Annotated in this window: 27 protein-coding genes, 4 tRNA genes and 3 pseudogenes; 19 read left to right on the top strand and 15 right to left on the bottom strand. The window is 67.7% G+C overall.

Annotated features, from left to right (window positions below; all coding sequences use genetic code 11):
* Positions 1-484: VldE C-terminal domain-containing protein (locus ACXAID_RS16655; RefSeq protein ID WP_475023313.1), on the top strand; the 484-nt coding region annotated here is incomplete at its 5' end.
* Positions 485-571: 87 nt separating this feature from the next.
* Here the strand turns inward: ACXAID_RS16655 and ACXAID_RS16650 are convergent.
* Positions 572-647, bottom strand: a tRNA-Lys gene (locus ACXAID_RS16650).
* A 128-nt stretch (positions 648-775) separates the two neighbouring features.
* On the opposite strand from ACXAID_RS16650, the gene ACXAID_RS16645 reads away from it, so the two are divergent.
* The 3 genes from ACXAID_RS16645 to ACXAID_RS16635 all read left to right on the top strand — a co-directional run bounded on the left by ACXAID_RS16645 (position 776) and on the right by ACXAID_RS16635 (position 1,080).
* A tRNA-Glu gene (locus ACXAID_RS16645) sits at positions 776-848 on the top strand.
* Between the two features lie 38 nt (positions 849-886).
* A tRNA-Asp gene (locus tag ACXAID_RS16640) sits at positions 887-963 on the top strand.
* Between the two features lie 40 nt (positions 964-1,003).
* Positions 1,004-1,080 (top strand) — tRNA-Phe (locus ACXAID_RS16635).
* A 23-nt stretch (positions 1,081-1,103) separates the two neighbouring features.
* Here ACXAID_RS16635 and ACXAID_RS16630 read toward each other — a convergent pair.
* From ACXAID_RS16630 to ACXAID_RS16610, 5 genes and pseudogenes are all read right to left on the bottom strand, one after another.
* Positions 1,104-1,250: pseudogene (locus ACXAID_RS16630) on the bottom strand (site-specific integrase); the annotation flags it as partial.
* Positions 1,247-1,384 (bottom strand): annotated as a pseudogene (locus ACXAID_RS16625) (DUF5131 family protein); the annotation flags it as partial. The pseudogenes ACXAID_RS16625 and ACXAID_RS16630, both read right to left, overlap by 4 nt.
* Positions 1,385-1,497: 113 nt before the next feature.
* On the bottom strand, positions 1,498-1,959 hold the full coding sequence (locus tag ACXAID_RS16620) for a GNAT family N-acetyltransferase (protein ID WP_475023312.1): 462 nt from the start codon (positions 1,957-1,959) through the stop codon (positions 1,498-1,500).
* 222 nt (positions 1,960-2,181) lie between these two features.
* A complete protein-coding gene (locus ACXAID_RS16615; RefSeq protein WP_475023311.1) occupies positions 2,182-2,457 on the bottom strand; it encodes a hypothetical protein in 276 nt (91 codons plus the stop codon).
* A 356-nt stretch (positions 2,458-2,813) separates the two neighbouring features.
* On the bottom strand, positions 2,814-3,389 hold the full coding sequence (locus ACXAID_RS16610; RefSeq protein WP_475023310.1) for a hypothetical protein: 576 nt from the start codon (positions 3,387-3,389) through the stop codon (positions 2,814-2,816).
* A 591-nt stretch (positions 3,390-3,980) separates the two neighbouring features.
* On the opposite strand from ACXAID_RS16610, the gene ACXAID_RS16605 reads away from it, so the two are divergent.
* Both ACXAID_RS16605 and ACXAID_RS16600 read left to right on the top strand, forming a co-directional pair.
* A complete protein-coding gene (locus tag ACXAID_RS16605; RefSeq protein WP_475023309.1) occupies positions 3,981-4,577 on the top strand; it encodes a uracil-DNA glycosylase family protein in 597 nt (198 codons plus the stop codon).
* A 56-nt stretch (positions 4,578-4,633) separates the two neighbouring features.
* On the top strand, positions 4,634-4,999 hold the full coding sequence (locus ACXAID_RS16600) for a hypothetical protein (protein WP_475023308.1): 366 nt from the start codon (positions 4,634-4,636) through the stop codon (positions 4,997-4,999).
* Positions 5,000-5,165: 166 nt separating this feature from the next.
* On the opposite strand, the gene ACXAID_RS16595 is transcribed toward ACXAID_RS16600, so the two are convergent.
* Positions 5,166-5,990 carry a hypothetical protein gene (locus tag ACXAID_RS16595; protein WP_475023307.1) on the bottom strand — a complete coding sequence of 275 codons (825 nt, stop codon included), beginning with the start codon at positions 5,988-5,990 and terminating at the stop codon, positions 5,166-5,168.
* Positions 5,983-7,071: a hypothetical protein gene (locus ACXAID_RS16590; RefSeq protein WP_475023306.1), complete on the bottom strand. Its 1,089-nt coding sequence runs from the start codon at positions 7,069-7,071 to the stop codon at positions 5,983-5,985. The genes ACXAID_RS16595 and ACXAID_RS16590 overlap by 8 nt, the downstream gene beginning before the upstream one ends.
* A 376-nt stretch (positions 7,072-7,447) precedes the next feature.
* Here ACXAID_RS16590 and ACXAID_RS16585 point away from each other — a divergent pair, with 376 nt between their 5' ends.
* From ACXAID_RS16585 to ACXAID_RS16570, 4 genes are all read left to right on the top strand, one after another.
* A complete protein-coding gene (locus ACXAID_RS16585) occupies positions 7,448-7,999 on the top strand; it encodes a chorismate mutase (RefSeq protein WP_475023305.1) in 552 nt (183 codons plus the stop codon).
* A gap of 21 nt (positions 8,000-8,020) precedes the next feature.
* The gene (locus tag ACXAID_RS16580) at positions 8,021-8,593 is read left to right on the top strand and encodes a TetR/AcrR family transcriptional regulator (protein ID WP_475023304.1); all 573 of its coding nucleotides are present in this window, start codon (positions 8,021-8,023) and stop codon (positions 8,591-8,593) included.
* 20 nt (positions 8,594-8,613) lie between these two features.
* Positions 8,614-9,219 carry a TetR/AcrR family transcriptional regulator gene (locus ACXAID_RS16575; RefSeq protein ID WP_475023303.1) on the top strand — a complete coding sequence of 202 codons (606 nt, stop codon included), beginning with the start codon at positions 8,614-8,616 and terminating at the stop codon, positions 9,217-9,219.
* A 63-nt stretch (positions 9,220-9,282) separates the two neighbouring features.
* The gene (locus ACXAID_RS16570) at positions 9,283-10,842 is read left to right on the top strand and encodes a phytoene desaturase family protein (RefSeq protein WP_475023302.1); all 1,560 of its coding nucleotides are present in this window, start codon (positions 9,283-9,285) and stop codon (positions 10,840-10,842) included.
* A 3-nt stretch (positions 10,843-10,845) separates the two neighbouring features.
* Here the strand turns inward: ACXAID_RS16570 and ACXAID_RS16565 are convergent, their stop codons facing one another.
* Positions 10,846-10,995 (bottom strand): hypothetical protein, encoded by a 150-nt coding sequence (locus tag ACXAID_RS16565; RefSeq protein WP_475023301.1) that lies wholly within the window; start codon positions 10,993-10,995, stop codon positions 10,846-10,848.
* Positions 10,996-11,152: 157 nt separating this feature from the next.
* Between ACXAID_RS16565 and ACXAID_RS16560 the strand changes: the two genes are divergently transcribed.
* Together ACXAID_RS16560 and ACXAID_RS16555 are read left to right on the top strand one after the other, a co-directional pair.
* Positions 11,153-11,593, top strand: coding sequence for an SRPBCC family protein (locus tag ACXAID_RS16560; RefSeq protein ID WP_475023300.1), 441 nt, complete (start codon positions 11,153-11,155; stop codon positions 11,591-11,593).
* Positions 11,594-11,675: 82 nt separating this feature from the next.
* Positions 11,676-12,116 carry an SRPBCC family protein gene (locus ACXAID_RS16555; protein ID WP_475023299.1) on the top strand — a complete coding sequence of 147 codons (441 nt, stop codon included), beginning with the start codon at positions 11,676-11,678 and terminating at the stop codon, positions 12,114-12,116.
* A gap of 6 nt (positions 12,117-12,122) precedes the next feature.
* On the opposite strand, the gene ACXAID_RS16550 is transcribed toward ACXAID_RS16555, so the two are convergent.
* Positions 12,123-13,292: a pyridoxal phosphate-dependent aminotransferase gene (locus tag ACXAID_RS16550; protein ID WP_475023298.1), complete on the bottom strand. Its 1,170-nt coding sequence runs from the start codon at positions 13,290-13,292 to the stop codon at positions 12,123-12,125.
* Between the two features lie 170 nt (positions 13,293-13,462).
* Here ACXAID_RS16550 and ACXAID_RS16545 point away from each other — a divergent pair, with 170 nt between their 5' ends.
* The 6 genes from ACXAID_RS16545 (at position 13,463) to ACXAID_RS16520 (ending at position 20,205) form a co-directional block, all read left to right on the top strand.
* Positions 13,463-13,672 (top strand): hypothetical protein, encoded by a 210-nt coding sequence (locus ACXAID_RS16545; protein ID WP_475023297.1) that lies wholly within the window; start codon positions 13,463-13,465, stop codon positions 13,670-13,672.
* Positions 13,673-13,792: 120 nt separating this feature from the next.
* Complete coding sequence (locus ACXAID_RS16540; protein ID WP_475023296.1) at positions 13,793-14,899, top strand: alkene reductase; 1,107 nt, start codon at positions 13,793-13,795, stop codon at positions 14,897-14,899.
* A gap of 45 nt (positions 14,900-14,944) precedes the next feature.
* On the top strand, positions 14,945-15,133 hold the full coding sequence (locus ACXAID_RS16535; RefSeq protein ID WP_475023295.1) for a hypothetical protein: 189 nt from the start codon (positions 14,945-14,947) through the stop codon (positions 15,131-15,133).
* A 147-nt stretch (positions 15,134-15,280) separates the two neighbouring features.
* Positions 15,281-16,492, top strand: coding sequence for an acetyl-CoA C-acetyltransferase (locus tag ACXAID_RS16530; protein ID WP_475023294.1), 1,212 nt, complete (start codon positions 15,281-15,283; stop codon positions 16,490-16,492).
* Between the two features lie 28 nt (positions 16,493-16,520).
* Positions 16,521-18,668 (top strand): 3-hydroxyacyl-CoA dehydrogenase NAD-binding domain-containing protein, encoded by a 2,148-nt coding sequence (locus tag ACXAID_RS16525; protein ID WP_475023293.1) that lies wholly within the window; start codon positions 16,521-16,523, stop codon positions 18,666-18,668.
* Positions 18,669-18,723: 55 nt separating this feature from the next.
* Positions 18,724-20,205 carry a class I adenylate-forming enzyme family protein gene (locus ACXAID_RS16520; RefSeq protein WP_475023292.1) on the top strand — a complete coding sequence of 494 codons (1,482 nt, stop codon included), beginning with the start codon at positions 18,724-18,726 and terminating at the stop codon, positions 20,203-20,205.
* An 8-nt stretch (positions 20,206-20,213) separates the two neighbouring features.
* Here ACXAID_RS16520 and ACXAID_RS16515 read toward each other — a convergent pair whose 3' ends face one another.
* Together ACXAID_RS16515 and ACXAID_RS16510 are read right to left on the bottom strand one after the other, a co-directional pair.
* Positions 20,214-20,639, bottom strand: a complete 426-nt coding sequence (locus ACXAID_RS16515; RefSeq protein WP_475023291.1) for a pyridoxamine 5'-phosphate oxidase family protein — start codon at positions 20,637-20,639, stop codon at positions 20,214-20,216.
* Between the two features lie 35 nt (positions 20,640-20,674).
* On the bottom strand, positions 20,675-21,880 hold the full coding sequence (locus ACXAID_RS16510; protein WP_475023290.1) for an FAD-dependent monooxygenase: 1,206 nt from the start codon (positions 21,878-21,880) through the stop codon (positions 20,675-20,677).
* A gap of 70 nt (positions 21,881-21,950) precedes the next feature.
* On the opposite strand from ACXAID_RS16510, the gene ACXAID_RS16505 reads away from it, so the two are divergent.
* Positions 21,951-22,946, top strand: coding sequence for an LLM class F420-dependent oxidoreductase (locus ACXAID_RS16505; RefSeq protein WP_475023289.1), 996 nt, complete (start codon positions 21,951-21,953; stop codon positions 22,944-22,946).
* 13 nt (positions 22,947-22,959) lie between these two features.
* Here the strand turns inward: ACXAID_RS16505 and ACXAID_RS16500 are convergent, their stop codons facing one another.
* The 3 genes and pseudogenes from ACXAID_RS16500 to ACXAID_RS16490 form a co-directional block, all read right to left on the bottom strand.
* A complete protein-coding gene (locus tag ACXAID_RS16500) occupies positions 22,960-23,550 on the bottom strand; it encodes a hypothetical protein (protein WP_475023288.1) in 591 nt (196 codons plus the stop codon).
* A gap of 132 nt (positions 23,551-23,682) precedes the next feature.
* Positions 23,683-25,332 (bottom strand): DNA repair helicase XPB, encoded by a 1,650-nt coding sequence (locus tag ACXAID_RS16495; RefSeq protein WP_475023287.1) that lies wholly within the window; start codon positions 25,330-25,332, stop codon positions 23,683-23,685.
* Between the two features lie 31 nt (positions 25,333-25,363).
* A pseudogene (locus ACXAID_RS16490) lies at positions 25,364-25,758 on the bottom strand (helicase-associated domain-containing protein); the annotation flags it as partial.

The following is a 25,758-nucleotide window of genomic DNA, read 5'->3' as shown; positions in this document are numbered from 1 at the left end:
GCCCAGCGCTCAGCCGCCGGCGCCCGTCACGGTCGTCGAGGCCGGCGCCGAGGCCACCCCCGCGGAGCTGGTGTCCGCCTCCCGGTGGCGCGTCGTCAGCCGCACCCTGCCCGCCGGTGTGGCCCCGGAACGCGGCCTGCAGGTGCGCACCATCCTGACCGCCCGCGCGATCAGCGCCGCCTTCCCGGAGATCAACAACATTGGCGGGGTGCGCCAGGACGCGCTGCGCTGGCATCCCGACGGCCTGGCGCTCGACGTGATGATCCCCAACCCCGGTTCACAGAACGGCATCGCGCTGGGTAACCAGATCGTGGCCTACGTGATGGCCAACGCCGAGCGGTTCGGGATACAGGACGCCATCTGGCGCGGCGCCTACTACACCCCCGGCGGCGGTCGCTCCGGCGGTTACGGCCACTACGACCACGTGCATGTCACGACCACCGGCGGCGGCTACCCGTCCGGTGGCGAGGTCTACTACCGCTGAGCGGTGCGCCCGACCCTCCAGAACTGGTCCCCGCGAGGAAGTTCGCCCCCCGCACCCCGGCACGGCCGACCGTGCCGGGTTCTGTCGTGGTGCCCCCACCAGGGCTCGAACCTGGGACCTGCGGATTAAAAGTCCGTAGCTCTACCAACTGAGCTATAGGGGCGTGGTGTCGTACACGGTCTGCAAAAGGATAGCGGTGGGCTGCCCGTTTGAGGATTTGGGTGTCGGTACCCTAAGCTATCGAAGCTCCCAACGGAACGACGTTGCGAGTACCCCGGAGAGATTCGGCTGGCCCCCTTCGTCTAGCGGCCTAGGACGCCGCCCTTTCAAGGCGGTAGCGCGGGTTCGAATCCCGTAGGGGGTACGAGCGGCGACCGTTACGGCGGGAGTCGCACGAAGTAAGGCCCTGTGGCGCAGTTGGTTAGCGCGCCGCCCTGTCACGGCGGAGGTCGCGGGTTCGAGTCCCGTCAGGGTCGCCAGTACGGCGAGGCACTCGGTAGCGAGTGATCGGTGCCGCCCGGCCAGGTAGCTCAGTTGGTACGAGCGTCCGCCTGAAAAGCGGAAGGTCGCCGGTTCGATCCCGGCCCTGGCCACCATTATCTACCTGCATAGACACGGGTTATGCACTCGATGGTTGGTTTGATTCGTCCGGTTTCTGTCCGGTCGTGGATGTCTGAATCTCAGTTGCGTGAAGCTGATCAAGGTTGGTTGCGACCTGGTCCAGCTCGTCCGAGTACAGATCGCTATAGATGTTGGCGGTGACTTCGCCGAGCCCATCGCCTTGAGGCGCTTGGCCAGCGTCATCGCGTAGCAATGGTCGCAGCCTGCAGACACGCGGTCGCAGCCGGTGACAGGGTTCCAGGTGGCCTCGGTCCACTCGATCGCCGACCGGTCCGCCATCGCACGCTCCCCTCAGCTGCGGCTCCTGTCGTTGCCGCTACTCTATGGTGTGGTACCGACGCGTTGGGCGGGACCATTGTGACCAGTGTGTCGTACGTGACTCCGGCCAGGGTCTACCGGGCCGGTTGGATGAACAGCGGCCGGTGGAACTGCTCACCGTCGGGATGGTCGAATCGCTCCCAGCCGAGTGACTCCCAGAACTCGTTCGACTCCTCGCTGTAGGCGAACAGTTGTCGGTCCGGGTGCCGGTCTCCCAACGCCCACACCGCCCTGGTACCGACACCACGGCCACGGGCGGCGGTTGCCACCTCGAAGAACTGGATCTCCAGGCGCTCCGGACCAAGCTTCGGGACGCCGAGGTACTGCGGGTTCACACCGCCGGGATCGTCGAGCTCGACGCGGGCGACTTCGAAGCCGCCTTCCAGCACCTGCACGAACCACGGCTCATCAACGGCGTAGTACCGCGGTTCATCCCACCAGCGCTCGTTCTCGTAGGGCACCTCGAAGTCCAACGGAGGGAGCCAGGAGTACTTGCTTGCAGCACCGCGGCGGTGATCGACCAGCGTCAGAGTCACGGCAGTCAGTCCTTCAGCTCGTACGGGACCGAGGAGTAGTACCGGTCGAACTCGTCGTACTCCGCGATTCCGCTGAGCAGCCGCGCCACCGCGAGGCGTACTGCGTGATGCGCAGGCCCTGGTGCCCCTGCCGAGCGGCACGATTCCTCGTCCGCCGTCGACGTACACGTAGTTCACGCGGTCCACCAGCGAGCCATGCCAGAAGAAGTCGGCGATGCTGATCTACCGGATCTCGGAGTCGGGGAAGTTCTCCGAGCACTCGAACTTGAGCTTGTGCTCGTGCTGGCTCTCCGGCATCCCGTACGCCACCGTGAGGTCGATGTCCGCGCGGTACACGGCCACCTCGACGTGGCTGTCGTGGTCGATGCCCGAGGTGCCGTCGGCGGGACTGCTCCACGCACCGAAGCGGTCACGGTACGTCGGCCCCGACAACTTGATGCGCCGCCACTCGGCGGGGAGCGAGCTGGCGATGAGTGTCTGCAGTTCGTCGAGCCTCATGGGTTCCTCCCTGGGAGTAGCGGTGTTGTCGGCGTCACAGTAGGCCGGGGCACCGACAACCCGACCGGGCTCGCGCGGCGGGTTGCCTGCCTCATCGCGCGCTCTGTTTTAGAGAGTGAGCGGATGCGGCACGAGACGCGCGTCCGAATCGAACTGCCGCCCAAGACCGAGCTGCCCCTCGCCGATCTGGACGGTCTCCTCGACCATGCCGTGGAGAGAATCCCTCGCAGCGGGAAGGCATAACGGGGAGGTCGTGGACGGCAGGCTTCATGTGGTGTTCCGTGTCTCGGCGCGGATCGAGCCGCCGCCGGAGGAGCCGGAGAAAAAGCCGAAGCGCAAGCCGGAGGACTGAACGGCTACTTTCGGCTCCGCTGGAACTGCCACACCGCGTGGTCGAGATCAGTCGGCGACATGCCCATTTCCTTCGCCGCGGCCGTCAGGATCTCCATCGCGAACGTGGGCGTGACACCGCGGCGGGGCACCTCCAATGCGTCGGCGACGAACCGGCAGATCATCCGGTCCGGCTTCACGCCCGGAATACCGGCGAGCATCTGCATGTAGTGCCAGGTGATCCCGCTGCCTTGGCCGGTCACCCTGGACCATGCCGACCTGACCCGAGTCAGCCGCACCTCGTCCTTGGCGGCTGCGCGAAGCGCGGTGCTGGTGCCGACCCCCTCAGCGTCGAGCACTCCGGCGGCGTCCCGGATCGCCTCCGCCTTCAAGATCCCACCGCGGGTGGAGGTGCGGTTGCTGTTGCCGATCGTCTGCGCCCAGCCGCCGGGGCCGGCCAGCTCATCGAACGTGACCAGCAACTCGGCGATGCCGTCGCGGTTGGGATCTCCGCCCTGCCCGCGGCGGTAGGCGCGGTAGCGGGCCACCACGTTCTCCACGCTCGAATAGGTGACGCCGGTCGACTGGACCGAGTCGATCACGCACAGCGCCAAGCCGTCGCGGTATCCAGGCGGCGCCTTGGAGCCGCGGAACTGCTCGCAGGCGGCAGTCCGGGCACACCGCTGGTTCCCGCCCCCGGCCCGCTCCGGGCTTGGCCGGTACGCCGGTGGAGTACGGGCACTGCAAGGGCTCGACTCCGGTGGCGAGGTCGAACCTTCGCCGTAGCTCGTCGAGCCGCGAGAGCACGTACTGATGCGCCTCGTCCGACATCTCACCGCGGAAGTGCAGCAGTGCGCGGTACACCGCCTCGTCGTAGGACGCCTGAGTGTAGTTGGCCGCGAACTCGCCGCCGAGGACCCGGTGCACCGCGTGGCGACAAGACGCGACCTGGTCCCGTCCGACGTCACGCAGCTCGGACACCTGGTCCACCGTCAGGGCCGCTTCCACCTCACGTAGCGTGTGGCCGAAGTGGCAGTCAGCTCGGCGGAGGTAGCCAACGATCTCGTCGCGATGCGGGTTGCCGGTCACGTTCACGGCGGCAAGCGTCGCACGTGCCGGTGACATGGTGGCGGGAACGGGAAACGCTCTGCGATTCACCCCGTCGTGTCGTCCACCGGTGAGACGATCGCGCGATGGCGACGTACACGAGACGCCGGCAGCTGGACCTCATCGCCGAGCGGATCAGCGCGTGCCGGCAGTGCCCCGACATGAACGAGCCGGGGGTAACCGCGTCGGCGCCGGGGCCCGGGTCGGAGCATTCCCAGGTCGCCATCGTGGGACAGAGTCTGTGCCGTAGGTGCATGGAGTCTGGGGTCCCGTTCACCGGGGGGAGCGGCATCTACATCTTTCGGGCGCTGGAACTCGCCGACCGAAAGAAGAGCGAGCTGTTCATCACGAACGTGGTGCACTGCCATCCCGAGGGTGACAGGAAGTCGCGCTCCCATGCGATCGACAACTGCCTGCACTTCCTCCACGAGGAACTGGATGTCGTGGTGCCGCGGCTGATCATCGGGCTCGGCGAGGACGCGGAGAAGGCGCTCTCGAAGCGTTACCCGTACGCGAGGCGGGTGTCGTGGCCGTTCGTCAAGCCGCGCACCCGGCCGCGCGATGCGACGTACCTACTGTTCCCGGAGCATCCCGGCTCGCTACGGTTCAAGAAGACGGCCGACCGCGCCTACTACGCGCCGAGCCTCGCCCGCGTGATTAGCTGGGGGTTCGAGGTCGGGTAAGCCGCTCCCACTCCGACGAGCACTACGTCCTCGACCTGTGCGAGGAGGTCCTCGGCGTGGTTGGCCGCCGCCAGCAGCGGTTCGATTGGCTCCGCGGCGACCCGTCTGCCAAGCGGCCCCACGGTACGGAGCTCCCTGTTGATGGGTACTGGCCGCAGCTTGGGCTCATCGTTGAGTTCCAGGAGGAGCAGCACTCACAGCCATCTCCGTTCTTCGACCGTCGCCAGACCGTCTCCGGGGTCGGCCGCGCCGAGCAGCGCCGCCGCTACGACGAGCGCAAGCGCGCCGAGATCCCGGACCACGGGCTGCGCCTCGTGGTGATCGAGAAGTCCGCCTTCACCGTGAAGTCGAAGCGGATCGCCCGTGATCACGCACGGGACCTCGCGGTTGTCCGTGAGTACCTCGACTCGCCCTGTTGCTGATCCCGTGCTTGTCGTGAACTGGCCTACAGGCTGGACTTCCTCGCCTTTGTCGCTGGGTTCACCGACCAGGGAAAGGCGGACTTGCTGAAGCTCACGAAGACCCTGCCCGCAGATCTGCGGCGATTGCTCGCCGAGTGCGACGCACGTATCCCTTGCTCTTGGCTGGTTACCTGGACGCCTCCGCAACGGCTGCGAGCACATCGGCTGCAAGCACGGCAACGGAGGCGGCGACCAGGTCGGGGTCGCCGATCCCTTCCTCTGCGCGACCTGCCATGACGGATCCGAGGGCATCGGGTCCGTCCGCAAATAGAATGGGCATCCATTCGAGAGCCTGCTCCGTCACGGTCTTTGATATGGGATCGCTCAGTAGTCGCTGAAAGCTCGATCCGAGTGCCGCGGTGTCGGTCGTTGCCATGAGCAGGCGGTAGACGTCGTGAGCATCCTTGTCGTTGAGGCGGTCAGGTCTGTCGAGTCGTTCATGGATCTTGTGGACTTTCGCAATCAGGAGTGCGGCTGGCCCAGCGACTCGGGCTTCGAAAATCCTTGTGTCGTCAGGGTCGAGCGCAGATATCGTACGGAGCTCATTGTCCACTACGGCGGCTTCCAACCCCACAGTTCGCCTTGTTGCCTGGTTGGAGTGGGGTGGGATCCGCGCGCCGCGATGAGACCTACCGCCTTGGGACAACGCATCTGGAACCATCAGATCGACCGGGATTCCTGCCGGGTTCAGCCATGCTCCAGGTTGCCCGTTTACGTTCGGGTAGAAGCGTGCTCGCTTCATCGCTTCTTCAAGCAGCGGATCTTCGGGGAGTGCCCGCGGGTCGACCGCCAGGTCGCTGTCCTTAGTTGCCTCGGCGATCGCAACGTCTGCGTGGCCACTGTGTAGGTAGATGGCTTGCGCGCCGACCACGACGATCGAATCATGTTGCTCGGTCAGGGCTCCGAGGGCGTCGAGCAGGGCTGAACGGGCTTTGATGAGTAAATCATCCACGGCGCCAATCGCTTTCGTTGCGCTCCATCCATGAGATGAGTTCCTCTCCCTCGGAGGGGTTTCGGCCCGGGCCTGTAAGTAGGTCTACTGCCGCCTGTTCAATCGCGACAATGACCGCACCGTCACGATTGGTTCCGGTTCCGGTGAACACGACGTCGTACTTAGGTTCGGCGAGAATCACATTCGCGCCTTTATCCGCTGGCCGTAGGCCCCATTCTCTTGCTGCGCGCGCCGCATCATCGACGTAGATCATCGCCGCGCGGGCGGGAGCGTAAGGCGCCCACTGCGCAGCCGCGATCGTTCCGGTTATTGCGTACTGAGAGTACTGAGAGTTGGCAGCTTTGCTCTGCAGCGTTTCTAGGCCGCGAGGCTCGATGTAGCTCGATGTGCGGTTGGTGCGGAAGAAGCTGTAGTCACGACTCCATCGGCGTAGGAGGGTTGGCCAGTCGTTCAGGACGTAGTCCGTTCCCATCTTCTGCACCAGCCCCTCTTCTTGAAGGAACTCCAACACCCGGTACGTTGCGCCGGTGGATGCCCCGGACGCGCCGACGAGATCGCGTGCCGACCATGGCCCCCGCTTTTTGATGAGTGTCCGGACTACCCGAGCGGCGGGCTCACCTGCCAGCGATCCGCGCGGCCGGCCTGGGCTTCGCCATGGATCTTTATCGGCGCCTCGGTCGCGAACGAATAGCGGGGGACGAGACGACTGGATCAAGATGTTGCCGGTGGCGTCGATGAACGACATGTTCCCCTGCGACAGCCGCTCGCGAACTGGGGGCGCGAGGTATCGGGACATGACCATGGTCTTGGTATCGATGAGCTCGCGATCTGCTGCCCACAGCAACTGTTCCGAGACCCTGGGAACGTCGCGGCCGACGAGTAGCCTCTTCGCCTCTACGAGGAATCGAACCTGCTCACCCGAGGGTGCGGTGATTGCCAGGATCGCGTCTATGGCGCCGTCCATCGGCGGTCTCTGACTGTCGACTCGCCAGTCATCAGGTAGACGATCGCGGAGTAGTTCGGTGCACTCGGTCAAGATCTCCGCCTCCGTGCCGGGCGGTGCAGTGATTGGTTTAGTCATGGGTATCTCCTGTTCGGAAAACATACCTGTTCCGATGGACGCGGAACAAGGGGTTTACCCGAACGGGGTGAAACTGCCCACGTCATCCCGCATGCAGGCTAAGCGAACCTGGCGTGCGTTCGTGATATAAGCATATTCCGTTGTCAGCGGAACCAGCTCTTAACCCGAACGGTTCAGTTGAATAAGTCTGTGCTGGATGTCGGTAGACCCGACCCCTGGCTGTTCAGAAACTGAAACTGAACACCCGAACCTGGCGCGGCCGCACCGTCTCCAGTAGACGTTCCCAGTACGGTTCCCCCATGCCCGAATCATTGCTGTGTGCGCAGCGGAAGGTCGCCGGTTCGATCCCGGCCCTGGCCACTCGATGAGCCTTCGGATGATCCCCGTTCTCAGCGCCCTGGCTGCGGGTCTGGCCCTACTGCTGTCCGCGCCGGCGCACTCACAGCCGCAGAACCCGTTGCTGCCGCTGGTGGATGCCGCCACCGAGCGCCTCCAGGTCGCCGATCCGGTCGCCGCGGCCAAACTGCACAACGGCGGTCTGATCCAGGACCCGGCGCGCGAACAGCAGGTGCTCGACGCGGTGGCCGCGCAGGCACGCGAGCGCCAGATCGATCCCGGCTACGTCACCACCGCCTTCCGCGACCAGATCGACGCCACCGTCGCCGTCGAGTACCGGCGACTGGCCGACTGGAAGCTCGACCCGGCCTCCGCGCCCGCCGACGCGCCCGACCTGGCGTCCTCGCGGGGAACCATCGATGCGCTCAACCGGGTCATGGTCGCCGAGATGGCCGGGCAGTGGGCGCTGCTGCACTCCCCGGCCTGTCCGGGCGACCTGACCGCGGCCAGGGCCGCGGTGGCACAGGACCGCGGTCTGGACCCGCTCTACCGGCAGGCGCTGGACTTCGCCACCCGCAGCTACTGTCGCTGAGCGTGGGATCATGGGCATGCCATGAACGACTTTCGTCAGCGCCTGCTCGATGCCCTGGAGGCGTCGATCGCGGTGGACGGCTACGCCAAGACGACCGTCGCCGACATCGTGCGCCGGGCCAGGACCTCGCGGCGGACCTTCTACGAGCATTTCGACGGCAAGGAGGCGTGCTTCATCGCGCTGCTGTCCGACGCCAACGCCGATCAGGTCCGCCAGATCTCGCAGGCCGTCGACCCGAGCGCGCCGTGGCAGAAGCAGGTGCGTCAGGCGGTCGAGGCGTGGATCTCGTCGGCGGAGGCGCGCTCGGCGCTGATGCTGAGCTGGATTCGCGACGTTCCCGCGCTGGGTGCCGCGGCCCGCGGTCTGCAGCGCGACGCGATGGCCAACTTCATCGACATGGTCGGGGCGATCGCGGCCACCGACGAGTTCCTGGCCGCAGGCATCGGGCCCGTCCCGCGCCGGCGTGCCATCATGCTGCTGGGCGGGCTGCGTGAGCTGACCGCGATCACCGTGGAAGAGGGCGGCCGGATGAGCGATGTCACCGACGAGGCGGTGCACGCCTCCATCGCCCTGCTGAGCCCGCACCAGGATTGAGTCGGGGTACCTTACCCACCATGGTTCGGCCTGCCCAGACGGCGCGCAGCGAGCGCACGCGCGAAGCGCTTCGACGGGCGGCGGTGGTGCGCTTTCTGGCTCAGGGGATCGAGGACACCTCCGCCGAGCAGATCGCCGCCGACGCCGGTGTCTCGCTGCGCACGTTCTACCGGCACTTCGCCTCCAAGCACGACCTGCTGTTCGCCGACTACGACGCCGGGCTGCACTGGTTCCGGGCCGCGCTGGCCGTCCGCTCGCCCGACGAGTCGATCATCGAGTCGGTGCAATCGGCGATCATGGCCTCGCCGTACGAAGAATGGGCGGTCACCGAGATCGCCGCGATGCGCGCGGAGGAACTCGACACCGGACGCATCGTGCGCCACATCCGCCAGGTCGAGGCCGACTTCGCCGAGGCCGTCGAGGAACACCTCGCCGGAAGTGACCCGCCCGCACCCGGCACCGGCGAACGGATGCGCATCACGGTGACGGCGCGCTGTATCGCCGCCGCGGTGTTCGGTGCCATGGAGGTGTGGATGCTCGGCGCGGACCGCTCGCTTCCCGAGCTCGACCGGTTGTGCCGCAACGCCCTGGACCTGTTGCGCACCGGTATCGACGACCACCTGTAGCGGCGCCGGCGAGAAGTTTCGTCAATATTGACAAAACCTGCCGCGGCGTGTCAGCCTCAGCCGATGACGGACTTCGATGCGATCGTCGTGGGCGCCGGGCACAACGGACTGACCGCCGCAGCCCTGATGCAGCAGGCGGGTCTGCGGACCCTGTGTGTGGACTCCAAGCTGTACGCCGGCGGGATGGCCTCCACGGTGGAGCTGTTCGACGGATTCCGGTTCGAGATCGCCGGTTCGGTGCAGGTGCCCACCTCGGCGGTGGTCAGCCAGGCGCTCGGCCTCGGCGACCTGCCCACCGTCGACCTCGACGTCATGTCGGTGCAGCTGCGCGGTGTCGGCGACGACCCCCTCATCTACTACACCGACCCGATGAAGCTGCTCACCCACCTCAACGAGGTGCACGGCGCCGAGGCGGTCAACGGCATGGCAGGGCTGATGGCGTGGTGCCAGGCCCCGACCCGCGCACTGGGCAGGTTCGACGCCGCCCAGCCACCCAAGTCGCTCGACGAGATGTACGCCTGCGCCACCAACGAATTCGAGCGCCAGGCGATCACCGACATGCTGTTCGGATCGGTCACCGACGTGCTCGACCGATACCTCCCCGACCGGGAGAAGCACGGTGCGCTGCGCGGCATGCTCGCCTTCCTGGCGGTCAACACCACCTACCGGGGCCCGGCCACTCCGGGTAGCGCGGCCGCGCTGGCGTTCGGGCTGGCCGTGCCCGACGAGAACGCCACGCTGATCAAGAAGTTCCACGGCGGCATGGGGGCGGTCACCGAACATCTGCTGGCGATGTTCACCTCCGCCGGCGGCGAACTGCGGCTGCGCACCAAGGTCGACGAGATCACCGTCGACGAAGGCCGGGTCACCGGGGTGCGGATGGAGGACGGCTCGACGCTGAGCGCCCCCGTCGTCGTCTCGGCCGTCGCGCCCGATGTGACCGTCAACGCACTGGTCGACAGCCACGCGATGCCGCCCGACATTCGGGAGCGGTTCTCGCGCATCGACCACCGGGGCAGCTACCTGCAGATGCACTTCGCGCTGGACGGGCCGCCCACCTTCGCCGAACCCTACGAAGTTCTCAACGATCCCGAGTACCAGTCCGCCATCGGGATCTTCAGCACACCCGAGGATCTGCAGAAGCAGTGGGAGGACTCCGGCCGCGGTGTCGTCCCCGCGGACCCGGCCATCGCGTTGCAGATCCCGTCGGCCAACGACTCCGCCCTGGCCCCGGCCGGAAAACACGCGGCGTCGGCGTTCTCGCTGTGGTTCCCGATCGGCGAGGACCTCAACTACGGCGAGATGAAGGCGGAGATGGGCCGTCGAGTGATCGAGAAGATCACCAGGCTCGCACCGGATTTCGAGAGCCTCATCCTGCGTCACACGACGTTCACGCCCAAGCACATGGGCACCATGTTCGGTGCCCCGGGCGGCGACTACTGCCACGGGCTGATCCACCCCGAACAGATGGGCCCCAATCGCCCGGGCCCGAAAGGCTATACCGATCAGCCGATTCCGCTCGACGGTCTCTATCTGGCGAGTGCCGGCTGCCACGGCGGTCCCGGGATCACGTTCATTCCGGGCTACAACGCCGCCCAGCAGGTGCTGGCCGAGCGCGGCTGAACCTCAGGTGGCCGGGCCGCCGGGCGTGGCACCGCCCTCGTCGGCCCAATCCGCACCCTCCTGCGCGCCCTTCGACGGATCGCTGATCACATCGTCTTCGGCCTGGTCGGATCCCGCGTCCGTCTCGGTGGTCTGCGGTTTGTCTTTGGTCACGACCGACGGTTACCCGTCGGGGGCGGGGTTCATTCACGCCGTTCGGTCCAACCGTGGGATTAACCGGCGCGCTCACGATTACGAGCCTAGCCGCGACGTCCGGTCCCGGTCGGGGCAATGCGATCCATTCGGATGCCCGGTGGTCTATGGTCGCGCCATGGCAACCAAGGATTCCCGTGAGGTCGTGATCGAAGCATCGCCTGAGGAGATCCTCGACGTCATCGCCGACGTCGAGTCGACCCCCAGCTGGTCGCCGCAGTACCAGAAGGCCGAGATCCTGGACAGCTACGACAACGGCAGACCCAAGCAGGTCAAGATGACCGTCAAGGCTGCCGGGCTCACCGACGAGCAGGTGATCGAGTACACCTGGGGTGACAACGAGGTCACCTGGACGCTGGTGTCTGCCAGCCAACTCAAGGCGCAGGACGCCGGCTACACGCTGACCCCGGAGGGCGACAAGACCCGGGTGCGGTTCGACATCGCGATCGATCTGTCGGTGCCGATGCCGGGGTTCATCCTCAAGCGCACGATGAAGGGCGGCGTGGAGACCGCCACCGAGGGGCTGCGCAAACAGGTGCTGAAGGTCATCAAGGGGTAGTTCGGCCCCCGGTGTCCGGCGGGTGGCGGCTGGCTGAACAATCCTCTGCGTGGGGATGAGCCGGTAGCTAAGATTTGCCGGTATGGCGGTCCGGGCGTCCAGGGAAGTGGTGATCGAAGCTCCGCCTGAGGTCATCCTGGACGCGCTGGCCGATATCGACTCGGTGGCGTCGTGGTCGACGCTGCACAAGGACGTCGAGGTACTCGACCGCCACCCCGACGGCCGGCCACACCATGTCCGGGCGACGCTGAAGATCATGGGGATCACCGACAAGGAGATCCTCGAATACCACTGGGGCGAGCGCTGGGTGGTGTGGGACGCCGAGCAGACGTTTCAGCAGCGCGGCCAGCACGGCGAATACAACCTGACCCCGGAGGGCGAGGATCGCACCCGGGTGCGTTTCGACCTGATCCTCGACCTGGCCGCCCCCGTTCCGCGGTTCCTGGTCAAGCGGGCCAAGAAGATGGTGCTCGACGTCGCGCTCGACGACCTGCGTCGCCGGGTGATGAGCGGGGCCACCTAGCGGCCCTCACCGGCGCAGCGTGCGCAGCCGCCTGATCGCCTCGTCGAGGGTCTCGTCGCGTTTGCAGAAGGCGAAGCGCACCAGGTGTTTCCACTGTTCGGCATGGGGCGCGGCCGGATCGCAGAACGCCGTCATCGGGATCGCGGCCACCCCCACCCGCTCGGGTAGTTCGGCGCAGAACGCCGTGCTGTCGTGATAGCCCAGTGGCCGCGGATCCGCACACAGGAAGTACGTTCCCGAGCTGTCGTGCACCTCGAAGCCGACGTCGGCCAGTGCCGACCCCAGCCTGTCGCGCCGCTCCTGGAACGACGTGCACAGCGCGTGTACCCAGGCGTCCTCGGTGTCGAGCGCCAGGGCCACCGCAGCCTGGAACGGCGCGCCGCTGACATAGCTCAGATACTGTTTGGCGGCGCGCACCCCGGCGATCAGATCCGCTGGGCCGCAGGCCCAGCCGATCTTCCAGCCCGTCACGTTGAACATCTTCGCCGCGCTCGAGATCGTCACCGTACGCCCGGCCATGCCGGGGTAGTCGGCCAGCGGCAGGTGGCGGCGGCCGTCAAAGACCAGATGCTCGTAGACCTCGTCGGCGATCACCAGCAGATCGGCCTCGACGGCAAGGCGGGCCAGCCCGCGCAACTCGTCGTCACTGGCCACCATGCCGGTGGGGTTGTGGGGCGAGTTGACGATCAGTGCCCGGGTGTCCGGGGTGATCGCCGCGCGCAGCGCCTCGACGTCGATGGCGAACCCGCGGCCGTCGAAGCGCAGCGGGACCGCCCGGCGGCGGCAGCCGGCCATCGCGACGACGGGGGAGTACGAGTCGTAGAACGGCTCGATGAGCAGCACCTCGGACCCGGGTTCGACGAGGCCGAGCACCGCGGCGGCGATCGCCTCGGTGGCGCCGGTGGTGACCAGCACCTCGGTGTCGGGGTCGTATTCGGTGCCGTACCGGCGGCGGCGCTGCCCCGCGATGGCCTGGCGCAGCGGCGCGATGCCCAAGCCCGGCGGGTACTGGTTCACCCCGTCGGCGATCGCCCGTTGGGCGGCGGTGAGCATGGCCGCGGGGCCGTCCTCGTCGGGAAAGCCCTGGCCGAGGTTCACCGCGCCGATCCGGGCCGCCAGTGCCGACATCTCGGCGAAGATCGTCACCGCGTAGGGCTGCAGGCGTTCGACGGTCATGGGTTGGCAGCCTATTGCCTCGCCGTGACCGTGCTGCCCGCGCGCAGGGAAACCGCCGAGGGGCCGGGCGGGCCGACGCAGGAATCAGAGCTCCGGCCCCCGCGTTGAGACCGGCATGCCGCGAGCATCGCCCGCGACACCGCAGCCGGAGAAGAAACGAGGCGGATGGGATGAAGAAGATCGGATCGCTGGGCATTCTGGCCGCGGCGGTGACTGCCGCGGCGCTCGGCCTGGCCGGCGCTGCCCAGGCAGACGACGACGAGGACAGGTTCGGTGGACCTGGAAACGGTTACTACTATGGGGATTCCAACAATCCCTGGCTGGGCCAGCTGGTTCCGGCGGTGAAGGTGCCCCATGTCGACACCTCGGTGCGAAACTGACCGAAGCCGATGCAGAGGGCGCCCGGGTGGGCGCCCTCTGCTGCGTCGAGGGGCCGGCTGCCGGATGCGTGATCGTGGCGCTCCGGGAATGAATCCCCGCCGGTGCGCGCTGAGTCGGGCATGACGTTCACCCTCGCCAGTGACTCCGCGCTGCTCCGGCCCATCCAGATCGGTGACACGGTCGCTGCGAACCGCATCTTCATGGCGCCGCTGACGCGCTCCCGCGCTGATGCCGACGCAACCCCGTCTGACCTGGCTGCCCTCTACTATTCGCAGCGCGCGAAGGCGGGGCTGATCATCAGCGAGGCCACCGCGATATGCGAGCAGGCCAACGGCGCCTACCCGAACACCCCCGGCATCTACACCGATCGGCATCAGGAGAAGTGGTCGGAGATCGCGTCGGCCGTGCACGACGCGGGCGGCAAGATGTTCGTGCAGCTCTGGCACGTGGGACGGATGGCACATCCGGAGATCAGCGGTTTCGAGTCCGTGGGGCCGTCGCCGATCGCGGCCGACATTCTCACCCACACCCCGTCGGGTAGACAGCCGCTGCCGGTGCCGCGAGCGCTCACCGTCGGCGAGATCAAGACGATCGTCGGCCAGTTCCGCTCGGCCGCCCGGCGGGCGATCGACGCGGGGATGGACGGAGTCGAGATCCACGGAGCCAATGGCTATCTGCTACATCAGTTCTCGTCCGATGTCGTCAACCAGCGCACCGATGAGTACGGCGGCTCACCGCAGAACCGGGCCCGGCTCACCGCCGAGATCGTCGAGGCGGTGGCCGACGAGATCGGCGCCGGCCGGGTGGGCTTGCGGATCTCGCCCGGCAACACCGCCGGCGGCATGTTCGAGAACGACATCGTCACCACCTACGCGGCGATGCTCGAACGTATCGCGCCGCGGGGACTGGCCTACCTGCACATGCTCATGAAGCCGGAGGTGCCGGCGTTCGGCGCGCTGCGCGGAATCTGGCCGGGATCGGTCGTCCTGAACACCGGCCGCGACGAGGACGCCCGCTTCTGCCAATTCGAGGAACTGGCCGAGTGGGGCGTGATCGGCGCAGCCGCGGTCGGCCGGGCCTACCTGGCCAATCCCGATCTCATCGATCGGTTGACCGTCGGAGCTGAGCTGAACGAACCGGACGTCACGACGTTCTACGCCCCTGGTCCGCAGGGCTACGTCGACTACCCCACCCTCGCCGAGTCGGGGGCGCAGCACTCGGCCTGAGCACTGTCAGGTGTGTGAGCGCCGCCCGCTGGGAACCCGGCGAGAATGGCTAGCTATCGCGTACTCAATCCCACCGGTTACGTCGTCGCCAAGAAGGACATCGAGAACGCCGACGACGCGCATGCCTGGTTCGTCGACGCCAAGGCCGACAACTCCGAGCTGGGGTGGCGGCTCGAGGTGAACCAGGACGGGAAGTGGGCTTTCTTCGAGGACACGCAGGGCGAGCCCGACTGACGGGTTCGGAGGTCTCCACCCTGCTCCAGGGTCTCCCAACCAACGGGTTGGGCGAGGCTGCTAGCATCGCGCACAGAGGAGCAGCCTCCCCGCGGTCTCCGCTGTTCGGAGGTCCGCGGCACCCATGAACAGGACCTGGAGACACACATGTCCGAAGAAGCCTTCATCTACGAGGCGATCCGTACGCCTCGCGGTAAGCAGCGCAACGGCTCACTGAACGAGGTCAAGCCCGTCAACCTGGTCGTCGGCCTGATCGAGGAGATCCGCTCGCGTTACCCCGACCTCGACGAGACGCTGATCAGCGACGTCATCCTCGGGTGCGTCTCGCCGGTCGGTGACCAGGGCGGCGACATCGCCCGCACCGCCGGCCTGGTGGCGGGCCTGCCGGAGACCACCGGCGGCTTCCAGCTCAACCGGTTCTGCGCCTCGGGCCTGGAGGCCGTGAACCTCGGCGCCCAGAAAGTGCGCTCCGGCTGGGACGACCTGGTTCTCTCCGGTGGCGTCGAGTCGATGAGCCGCGTCCCGATGGGTTCCGACGGCGGTGCGTGGGCCAGCGACCCCGAAACCAACTACCGCATCGGCTTCGTCCCGCAGGGCATCGGCGCCGACCTGATCGCCACCATCGAGGGCTTCTCCCGCGACGACGTCGACGCCTACGCGCTGCGCAGCCAGTCCAAGGCGGCCGCGGCCTGGTCCGGGGGCTACTTCGCCAAGTCCGTGGTGCCGGTCAAAGACCAGAACGGTCTGGTTGTTCTCGACCACGACGAGCACATGCGCCCCGACACCACCGCCGAAGGTCTCGCCAAGCTCAAGACCGCGTTCGACGGCGTCGGCTCGATGGGCGGCTTCGACGACGTGGCGCTGCAGAAGTACCACTACGTGGAGCGGATCAACCACGTCCACACCGGTGGCAACAGCTCGGGCATCGTCGACGGTGCCGCGCTGGTGCTGATCGGTTCCGAAAGCGCCGGCAAGGCGGCCGGTCTGACCCCGCGGGCCCGCATCGTGGCCACCGCGACCAGCGGTGCCGACCCGGTCATCATGCTGACCGGCCCGACCCCGGCCACCAAGAAGGTCCTCGACCGCGCCGGGCTGACGGTCGACGACATCGATCTGTTCGAACTGAACGAGGCGTTCGCCTCGGTGGTGCTGAAGTTCCAGAAGGACCTCGACATCCCCGACGAGAAGCTCAACGTCAACGGTGGCGCCATCGCGATGGGTCACCCGCTGGGTGCCACCGGCGCCATGATCACCGGAACCATGGTCGACGAGCTCGAGCGGCGCAACGCTCGGCGCGCGCTGATCACGTTGTGCATCGGCGGCGGCATGGGCGTCGCGACCATCATCGAACGAGTCTGAGCGCGGGTCTAGGAGAAAACGAAAAATCATGGCTGAGAACACCATTCAGTGGGACAAGGATGCCGACGGCATCGTCACCCTGACGTTGGACGACCCGACCGGTTCGGCCAACGTGATGAACGAGCACTACAAAGAGTCCATGCACAATGCGGTCGAACGCCTTGTGTCCGAGCAGGATTCGATCACCGGCGTGGTGATCGCCAGCGCGAAGAAGACCTTCTTCGCCGGCGGTGATCTCAAGGGCATGATGAACGTGGGCCCGGAGAACGCCGCCGAGTCGTTCGCCGAGGTCGAGTTCATCAAGGCCGACCTGCGCAAGCTGGAGACCCTGGGCAAGCCGGTGGTCGCTGCCATCAACGGTGCCGCCCTGGGCGGCGGCCTGGAGATCGCGCTGGCCTGCCACCACCGCATCGCCGCGGACACCAAGGGTGTGGTCATCGGCCTGCCCGAGGTGACGCTGGGCCTGCTGCCCGGTGGCGGCGGCGTGGCGCGCACCGTGCGGATGTTCGGCATCCAGAAGGCATTCATGGAGGTGCTGAGCCAGGGCACCCGGTTCAAGCCCGGTAAGGCCAAGGAGATGGGCCTGGTCGACGAACTGGTCGGCAGCGTCGACGAATTGGTTCCCGCGGCCAAGGCGTGGATCAAGGCCAACCCGGACGCCCACACCCAACCGTGGGACGTCAAGGGCTACAAGATGCCCGGCGGCACCCCGTCGCACCCGGCGCTGGCCGCCATCCTGCCGTCGTTCCCGGCGCTGCTGCGCAAGCAGCTCAAGGGTGCGCCGATGCCCGCTCCGCGCGCCATCCTCGATGCCGCGGTCGAGGGTGCGCAGGTCGACTTCGACACCGCCTCGCGCATCGAGAGCCGCTACTTCACCACGCTGGTGACCGGCCAGACCGCCAAGAACATGATCCAGGCGTTCTTCCTGGATCTGCAGTACATCAACTCCGGCGGATCGCGCCCGGACGGCATCGCCAAGCAGGAGATCCGCAAGATCGGCGTGCTGGGCGCGGGCATGATGGGTGCCGGCATCGCCTACGTCTCGGCAAAGGCCGGGTTCGATGTGGTGCTCAAGGACGTGTCTATCGAAGCGGCCGAGAAGGGCAAGGGCTACTCGGAGAAGCTGGAAGCCAAGGCGCTCGAGCGTGGCAAGACAACCAAGGAGCGCTCCGACGCGCTGCTGGCCCGGATCACCCCGGCGGCCGACCCGGCCGACCTGAAGGGCGTCGACTTCGTCATCGAGGCCGTCTTCGAGAACCAGGAACTCAAGCACAAGGTGTTCCAGGAGATCGAGGACGTCGTCGAGCCCAACGCGCTGCTGGGGTCGAACACCTCCACGCTGCCGATCACCGGTCTGGCCACCGGGGTGAAGCGCCAGGAGGACTTCATCGGCATCCACTTCTTCTCGCCGGTCGACAAGATGCCGCTGGTGGAGATCATCAAGGGTGAGAAGACCTCTGACGAGGCGCTGGCCCGGGTGTTCGACTACACGCTGGCCATCGGCAAGACCCCGATCGTGGTCAACGACAGCCGCGGCTTCTTCACCTCCCGCGTCATCGGCACGTTCGTCAACGAGGCGCTGGCCATGCTGGGCGAGGGCATCGCCCCGGCCAGCATCGAGCAGGCCGGCTCGCAGGCCGGCTACCCGGCCCCGCCGCTGCAGCTGTCCGACGAGCTGAACCTGGAGCTGATGCACAAGATAGCGGCCGCGACCCGCAAGGGCGTCGAGGACGCGGGTGGCACCTACGAACCGCACCCCGCCGAAGCCGTGGTCGACAAGATGATCGAGATCGGGCGGCCGTCGCGCCTGGCGGGCGCCGGGTTCTACGAGTACGTCGACGGCAAGCGCGTCGGCCTGTGGGAGGGGCTGGCGCAGACGTTCGACTCCGGCAGCAACTCCATTCCGTTGCAGGACATGATCGACCGCATGCTGTTCGCCGAGGCGCTGGAGACCCAGAAGTGCCTGGACGAGGGCGTGCTCACCTCGACCGCCGACGCCAACATCGGCTCGATCATGGGCATCGGCTTCCCGCCCTACACCGGAGGGTCGGCGCAATTCATCGTCGGCTACGAGGGTGCAGGCGGCGTGGGCAAGGACGCCTTCGTGGCGCGGGCCAAGGAACTGGCCGCCAAGTACGGCGAGCGGTTCACCCCGCCGGCGTCGCTGACGTCCTAGAACGAATCGACCAACAGCCCCCGGTACGCCGGGGGCTGTTGCGTATGGTGGAGCCGTGCCGGAAAGCTTTACCGAAAACCTTGCGGCAGGCCTGTCCGGCTACGGTCGCCAGCCGTGCATCGAGTTCGAGGGCCGGTGGTACAGCGGTGACGAGGTCACCGCCTACGCCGACGCCATCGCCGCGGGGCTGCGCGACGCCGGTGTCGCCGACGACGCCCCCGTCGGCCTGATCGTGCGCAACCGCCTGCAGCACGCGGCCGCGATCGCGGGATTTCTGGCCGGCGGTCGCGCCGTGTCGATGATCTATTCGTTCCAGGCGCCCGAGGCCATTGCCCGCGATGTCGAGCAGCTGGGGCTGGCCGCGGTGGTGGCCGACCAGGACGACTGGACCGCGCCGGTGGTGGGCGCCGCCGCTGCTGCCGGGTCCGCGGGTCTTGCGATATCCCTTCAACCGCCGGTCGTGGCGCCGGTACCGGGCCTGGAGCGTCGCGACCCGGACCGCAAGCACGCCGAGGCGCAGCCCGGCGTCGCGCTGCACATCCTGACCAGCGGCACCACCGGACCGCCCAAACGCCAAGCGATCCGGACCGAGGTGCTCGAACGGACGGTGTTCAGTGTGACCGCCGGAGAGAAGACGGCACCGGACACGCCGCCGGTCTTCGCCTACTGGCAGTTCGGCGGCATCGGTGTCTGTCAGCTGATCGCCGGGGTGTACAACACCAGGCGGATCACGGTGCTCGAGCGGTTCTCGGTGCCGGCCTGGGTGGACACGATCCGCCGGCACGGCATCGCCTGGGCCGGGGTACAGCCCGCCGTCATCCGCATGCTGCTCGACGCGCAGGTGCCCGAGAGCGACCTGGCTTCGCTGGAGTACCTGATCAGCGCGTCGGGTCCGCTGGACCCCGAGACCCGCGACGAGTTCGAACAGCGGTACCGGATCCCGATCCGACTGGCCTACGGCGCAACCGAGTTCGCGGGTTCGTTGTGCGCCTGGACGCCGGAGATGCTCGCCGAGTTCGCCGAATCCAAACGGCACAGCGTCGGGCGGGCGCTGCCCGACACCGAGTTGCGCGTCGTCGACCCCGACAGCGGGCGCGAACTCGCGGTCGGCGAGCAGGGGTTGCTGGAGGCCAAGGTCGCCCCGATGGGGCCCGACTGGATCCGCACCACCGACATCGCGGCCATCGACGCCGACGGTTTCGTGACGCTGCACGGCCGGGCCGACGGCGCGATCAACCGCGGCGGCTTCAAGATCCTTCCCGAGACGGTGCGCCGGGTGCTGATCTCGCACCCGGCGGTGCGCGACGCATGTGTGGTGGGCCTGCCCGACTCCCGCCTCGGCCAGGTGCCGTGCGCAGCGGTGGAGCTGGTGCCCGGGGCCGCGGCGCCGTCCGAAGATGAGATCAAAAACCTGGTGAGACAGTCACTTCCGGTGTACAACGTGCCCGTTTCGGTACGCGCAGTGGCGGAGCTGCCACGCAATCCGGCGCTGAAGGTGAGTCTGCCTGCCGTCGCCGCGCTGTTCTCCGACGGCTAGCGCGCCGGCTACACCGATCCGAGGTCGGCGGAGAGCCAGTGCTGCGGCTCGAGCACGATCAGCACGTTCTCGCCCAGCTCGCGACGCGAGTAGTCCAGGTAGCCCTCGACCTTGTCCGGCGCGAGGTAGCGCCTGGTCATCTCGATGAGCTGATCGTCGGTGGCAGGTTCGATCCGGGCGACCGGACCGTCGACCGCCACATAGCGCACCGAGGGTTCGGCACGTTCGGCCATCAGCGAGAAACAGCCCGCCGCCTCGATGAGCCGGTGCTTGCGCGAGCCGGCTCCGGTGAGGACCCACGGCTGCCCACCCACGGTGTACTGGTACCAGATCGGCACCGTCAGCGGCCCGCGCCCAGCGCCGGCGTTCACCGACAGCGCAGCGATGTGTGGCTCGGCGAGGAACTGTTCGCGTTCATGCTTGGGAAGCGCCATGTCCGCCAGGCTAGCGGCCGCCGCCGACGAAACCCTCAGAGCTGGTCAGCGCAGTAGTCGTGCACCGGCATCGAGTCGTGCAGCCGGGCAAGCGCGGTGCGCTGCGTGAGGGCCGCGATGAGACGCGGCGGCAGCATCGTGAACAGTCTGGCGCCCAACGGAATCGCCCAGGAGCCAGCGCGGGAACGCGGGACCAGGCGTTTGGCCGCGGCCCGGGCGAAGGCACGGCTGCGGCGCACCGGGTCGGTCAACCGCCGCTCGTAGGCGGCGAACGCCCGCACCGGGTCACCGCCTGCATGGGCCAGTTCGCCGGCCAGAACGTAGGCGCCGTACACCGCCAGGCTGGTGCTTCCGCCCACGGCGGGACCCGGGCAGTAACCGGCGTCGCCCACCAGGGTGACCCGGCCGCGCGACCAGCTGTCGAGTCGGAGCTGCGTCACCGCGTCGAAGTAGAACGTCGATGTCGAGTCGAGCAGGTCCAGCCATCCGTCCACCTGCGGGTGCAGCCCCACGAATGCGGCACGAAGCAGCTCCTGCTGCCGGTCGGTGTCGCGGTGGTGGTAGTCGAGCGGTCGATCGCCGGAGAACAGGAACACCGCGCGGGCGTCATCGAGATGGGCGCTGGTGTAGATCGCCGCGATGCGGCCCGCCCCCGCATGGCCGATCGACTGCCCGTCGCGAGCCAGCGACTTCGGCAGCGACATCACAGCCAGATGAGCGCCGATGAATCGGGTGAGACCGGCTTCGTCGCCGAAGGTCAGCCTGCGCACATTCGAGTGCAGGCCGTCGGCCCCGACCACAAGGTCGAATCGGCGCGCCGGGGCCTGCTCGAATGCCACCTGCCCGTCCGGCGCTATGTCGGTGATGGAGTCCCCGAATACGTACTCGACCGTTTCTCTGCCTGCAGCACAATAGATCTCGCTGAGGTCATCGCGCATGATCTCGGCGTGACGATCGGAGGCCGCACGGTAGATCCGGGTCAGATCGACACCGATCGGGTGGCGCGCCCCCTCGGGGGTGATGGAGAGTCCGGTGATCCCGGTCGCGAGCTCTGCGACGCGGCCCGACAGGCCCATCTTCTCGGTGATGTCCATCGCGGGCCGGAACAGATCCACCGCGTGGCCGCCCGTCTTGCGCGGCTCCGGTGCACGCTCCACGACAGTCACGTCGAACCCGTAGCGCGCGAGCCAGTACCCCAGCACCGGTCCCGCGATGCTGGCGCCCGAGATCAGGACCCGCACCCGGCCAGCATGCCATCAAGGGGTGATTCCAGGTCGGCTCCGTGGCCCGCAGCGCCTAAGGTCTAGCACTATGCGCTTTGGATTGTTCATCCCGCAGGGCTGGCGACTCGATCTGGTCGGAATCGAACCGGCCGACCAATGGCAGGTGATGCGTGACCTCGCCACCTACGTCGACGGCAGAGATGCCTGGGACTCACTGTGGGTGTACGACCACTTCCACACCGTGCCCGTCCCCACCGACGAAGCGACCCACGAGGCATGGTCGTTGATGGCCGCGTACGCCGCCACCACCTCGCGCATCAAGCTGGGGCAGATGTGCACCGCGATGAGCTATCGCAACCCGGTCTACCTCGCCAAGGTCGCCGCCACCACCGACCTGATCTCCGGCGGTCGCGTCCAGATGGGGATCGGCGGCGGCTGGTACGAGCACGAGTGGCGGGCCTACGGCTACGGCTTCCCGTCGGCCGGGGTGCGGTTGGCGCGCCTCGACGAAGGCGTGCAGATCATGCGCGACGCCTGGCGCGACGGCGTGGTCACCTTCGACGGCAAGCACTACCAGGCTGACGGTGCGATCGTGGCCCCCAAACCGCTACAGGACGGCGGGATTCCGCTGTGGATCGCCGGCGGCGGCGAGAAAGTCACCCTGCGTATCGCGGCGAAGTACGCGCACTACACGAACTTCACCTCGGAGCCCGACGGATTCGCGCACAAGTCGCAGGTGCTGGCCGGGCACTGCCGAGACGTCGGCACCGACTACGACGCCATCGTGCGTTCGGCGAACATCAACGTGGTGGTCGGTGCCACCGAGTCGGAGGTCAAGGACCGTCTCGAACGGGTACGGTCCCGGCTCGCCGCCCTGACCGGCGACGCAGCCGCCGACGCGATGCTCGGCGCGATGAGCACCCCGCAGGCCGGAGCCGGCACCCCCGAACAACTCATCGAGGCCATCGGGAACCTGCGCGACCTCGGATGCCAGTACTTCATCTGCTACTTCCCGGAGGCGGCATACGACCGCTCGGGCATCGAGATGTTCGAACGCGAGGTGATTCCGGCCGTCTCCGGGTGACCCGGTGTGCCGGCTACGGAGCCGGGATCGGCGTCACCGCGCCGAACGGATTCGTCGGATCCGGCGGCGGAGCGTCGTACCAGCCGGGCGGCGGCGGGCCGCTGATCGGGTAGTAGCCCTCAGGCAGCGGCGGCCCGGTCGCGGGATCGGCCTCCGGCAGCGGAGTCTCCGACCCCGGCGCGTTGAGCGACTGGTATCCGGGCGGCAGCGGCGGTGGCGCGCCGGCCCCGGGCGGCGGCGCCGAGGAGGGCATCCCCTCGGGCGGGATCTGGGTGAACCCGTACGGGTCCTTGGCCATGTTCCAGGCGTCCTTGAGGAAGCCCAGCGGCCCCCCGCTGTTGCCCTGGCCGTACTGCGGGTTCTGCATCTCGGGAACCATCGGCAGCGGCGGTGGCGGCGCCACCGGGGGCGCGTCCCCGCCGGCGACCGGCTGGAACACCGGCTGCCCCGGAGGGGGCGGAACCCCGGGATCTGCAGGTGGCGCGGGCTGGGCGGCCGCCAGTCCGGCCATACCGAGCGCGCCGAAACTCAGGGCGGCGGCGGTGGTCGCCACCCCGGCGATCCGGGTCAACCGCAGTGCGCTGAAGCGCTGTCGTCCGATCATGACTTCGATGCCGTGCTTTCTGTCGTGACCGCCAGGAGGCCGTCGGCTCCGGTCGAGGTTAACGTGAACGCCTGCTTCATGCGTCCTCACCGATGATTTCGCACGTCAGGCGCCAGGAGTTACACGGGGCAGCTAGATCGCCGGCCCCAACAGGTCGTCGGCGTCCTTGATGACATAGCCGTAGCCCTGTTCGGCCAGGAAACGCTGCCGGTGCGCGGCGTACTCGGCGTCGAGGCTGTCGCGGGAGACCACCGAGTAGAACACCGCGCCGCCGCCGTCGGCCTTGGGCCGCAACAACCGGCCCAGCCGCTGGGCTTCCTCCTGCCTGGACCCGAATGTCCCCGACACCTGCACCGCCAGCGACGCCTCCGGCAGGTCGATGGAGAAGTTGGCGACCTTGGAGACCACCAGCGTGCGGATCTCGCCGCGCCGGAACGCGTCGAACAACGCCTCACGTTCGGCGTTCTTCGTCGAACCCTGGATCACCGGGGCGTCCAGCTCGGCGCCGAGCTCCTCCAGCTGATCGAGGTAGGCGCCGATCACCAGGGTCGGCTCCTCGGGGTGCCGCGCCAGGATCGACTTGACCACCGCGATCTTGGTGTGCGCCGTCGCGCACAGCTTGTAGCGCTCGTCGGGTTCGGCCGTGGCGTAGAGCATGCGCTCGTTGTCGGTCATCGTCACCCGCACCTCGATGCACTCGGCCGGTGCGATCCACCCCTGCGCCTCGATGTCCTTCCACGGCGCGTCGTAGCGCTTGGGCCCGATCAGCGAGAACACGTCGCCCTCCCGGCCGTCCTCACGGATCAGTGTGGCGGTCAGCCCGAGCCGGCGGCGCGACTGCAGGTCGGCGGTCATCCGGAACACCGGCGCCGGCAGCAGGTGCACCTCGTCGTAGACGATCAGCCCCCAGTCGCGGCTGTCGAACAGCTCGAGGTGCTTGTACTCACCCTTGGTGCGCCGGGTGATGACCTGGTACGTCGCGATCGTGACCGGCCTGATCTCCTTGCGCTCCCCGGAGTACTCGCCGATCTCCTCCTCGGTCAGCGAGGTCCGCGCGATCAACTCCCGCTTCCACTGCCGTCCCGCCACCGTGTTGGTGACCAGGATCAACGTCGTCGCGCCGGCCTTGGCCATCGCCGCGGCACCGACCAACGTCTTACCCGCGCCACAGGGCAACACCACCACACCGGAGCCGCCGTCCCAGAACGAGTCGGCCGCCATCTGCTGGTAGTCGCGCAGCGCCCAGCCGTCCTGCTCAAGGCTGATCGGGTGGGCCTCCCCGTCGACGTAGCCGGCCAGGTCCTCGGCCGGCCAGCCGATCTTGAGCAGCATCTGCTTGACCCGGCCACGCTCGCTGTTGTGCACCACCACGGTGTCGTCGTCGATGCGGGCACCGAGCATGGGCGCGATCTTCTTGTTGCGCAGCACCTCCTCGAGCACCGCGCGATCCAGGCTCACCAACATCAAACCGTGGGCGGGATGCTTGACCAGCTGCAGACGCCCGTACCGGGCCATCGTGTCGACGATGTCGACCAGCAACGGCTGGGGCACCGCGTAGCGCGAGTACGTCACCAGCGCGTCGACGACCTGCTCGGCATCGTGACCGGCCGCGCGGGCGTTCCACAGCGCCAGCGGGGTGATCCGGTAGGTGTGGATGTGTTCCGGGGCGCGCTCCAGCTCGGCGAACGGCGCGATCGCCGCCCGTGCCGCCCCGGCCTGCTCGTGATCGACCTCGAGCAGCACCGTCTTGTCGGACTGCACGATCAGCGGGCCGTCGGTCATGCGAGATCTCGGTGGGAAGTCATCCGTCCCATTATCCGGATTCCGCCGACACCACCGAAGTAACCCGGTGGATGGCGAACTCCCGGACCCGTCCGGAGGCCGGATCGAACGCGGTCAGCTGCCCGCCGCGGACGTTGATCGGCGCGACCACTCGCTGGGTGGCCACCCCGGCGGGATCGACATAACCGATCACCACCGACTCCTGGTGGTGCGCGGCGTGCTGCAACTCCGAGATCGCCACCGCCGGGTCCAGCCGAAGGCCAGACGACGGCGTCGCCGCGACCTTGCGCAGCACCGCCACGATGGCGCCCAGGGTCTGGTCGTTGGGCACCGGCGGCTGCCGGAATATCCGGCGCCGGGCCGGCGCGGGCACCCGCGCCCCCCGGCTGCGCAGGTCGACGATCGCGCCGGTGGAGTCCTCGGCGG

It is taken from the genome of Mycobacterium sp. ABE4_509, assembly GCF_056160785.1.
This window is presented reverse-complemented; position numbering and strand designations above follow the sequence as displayed.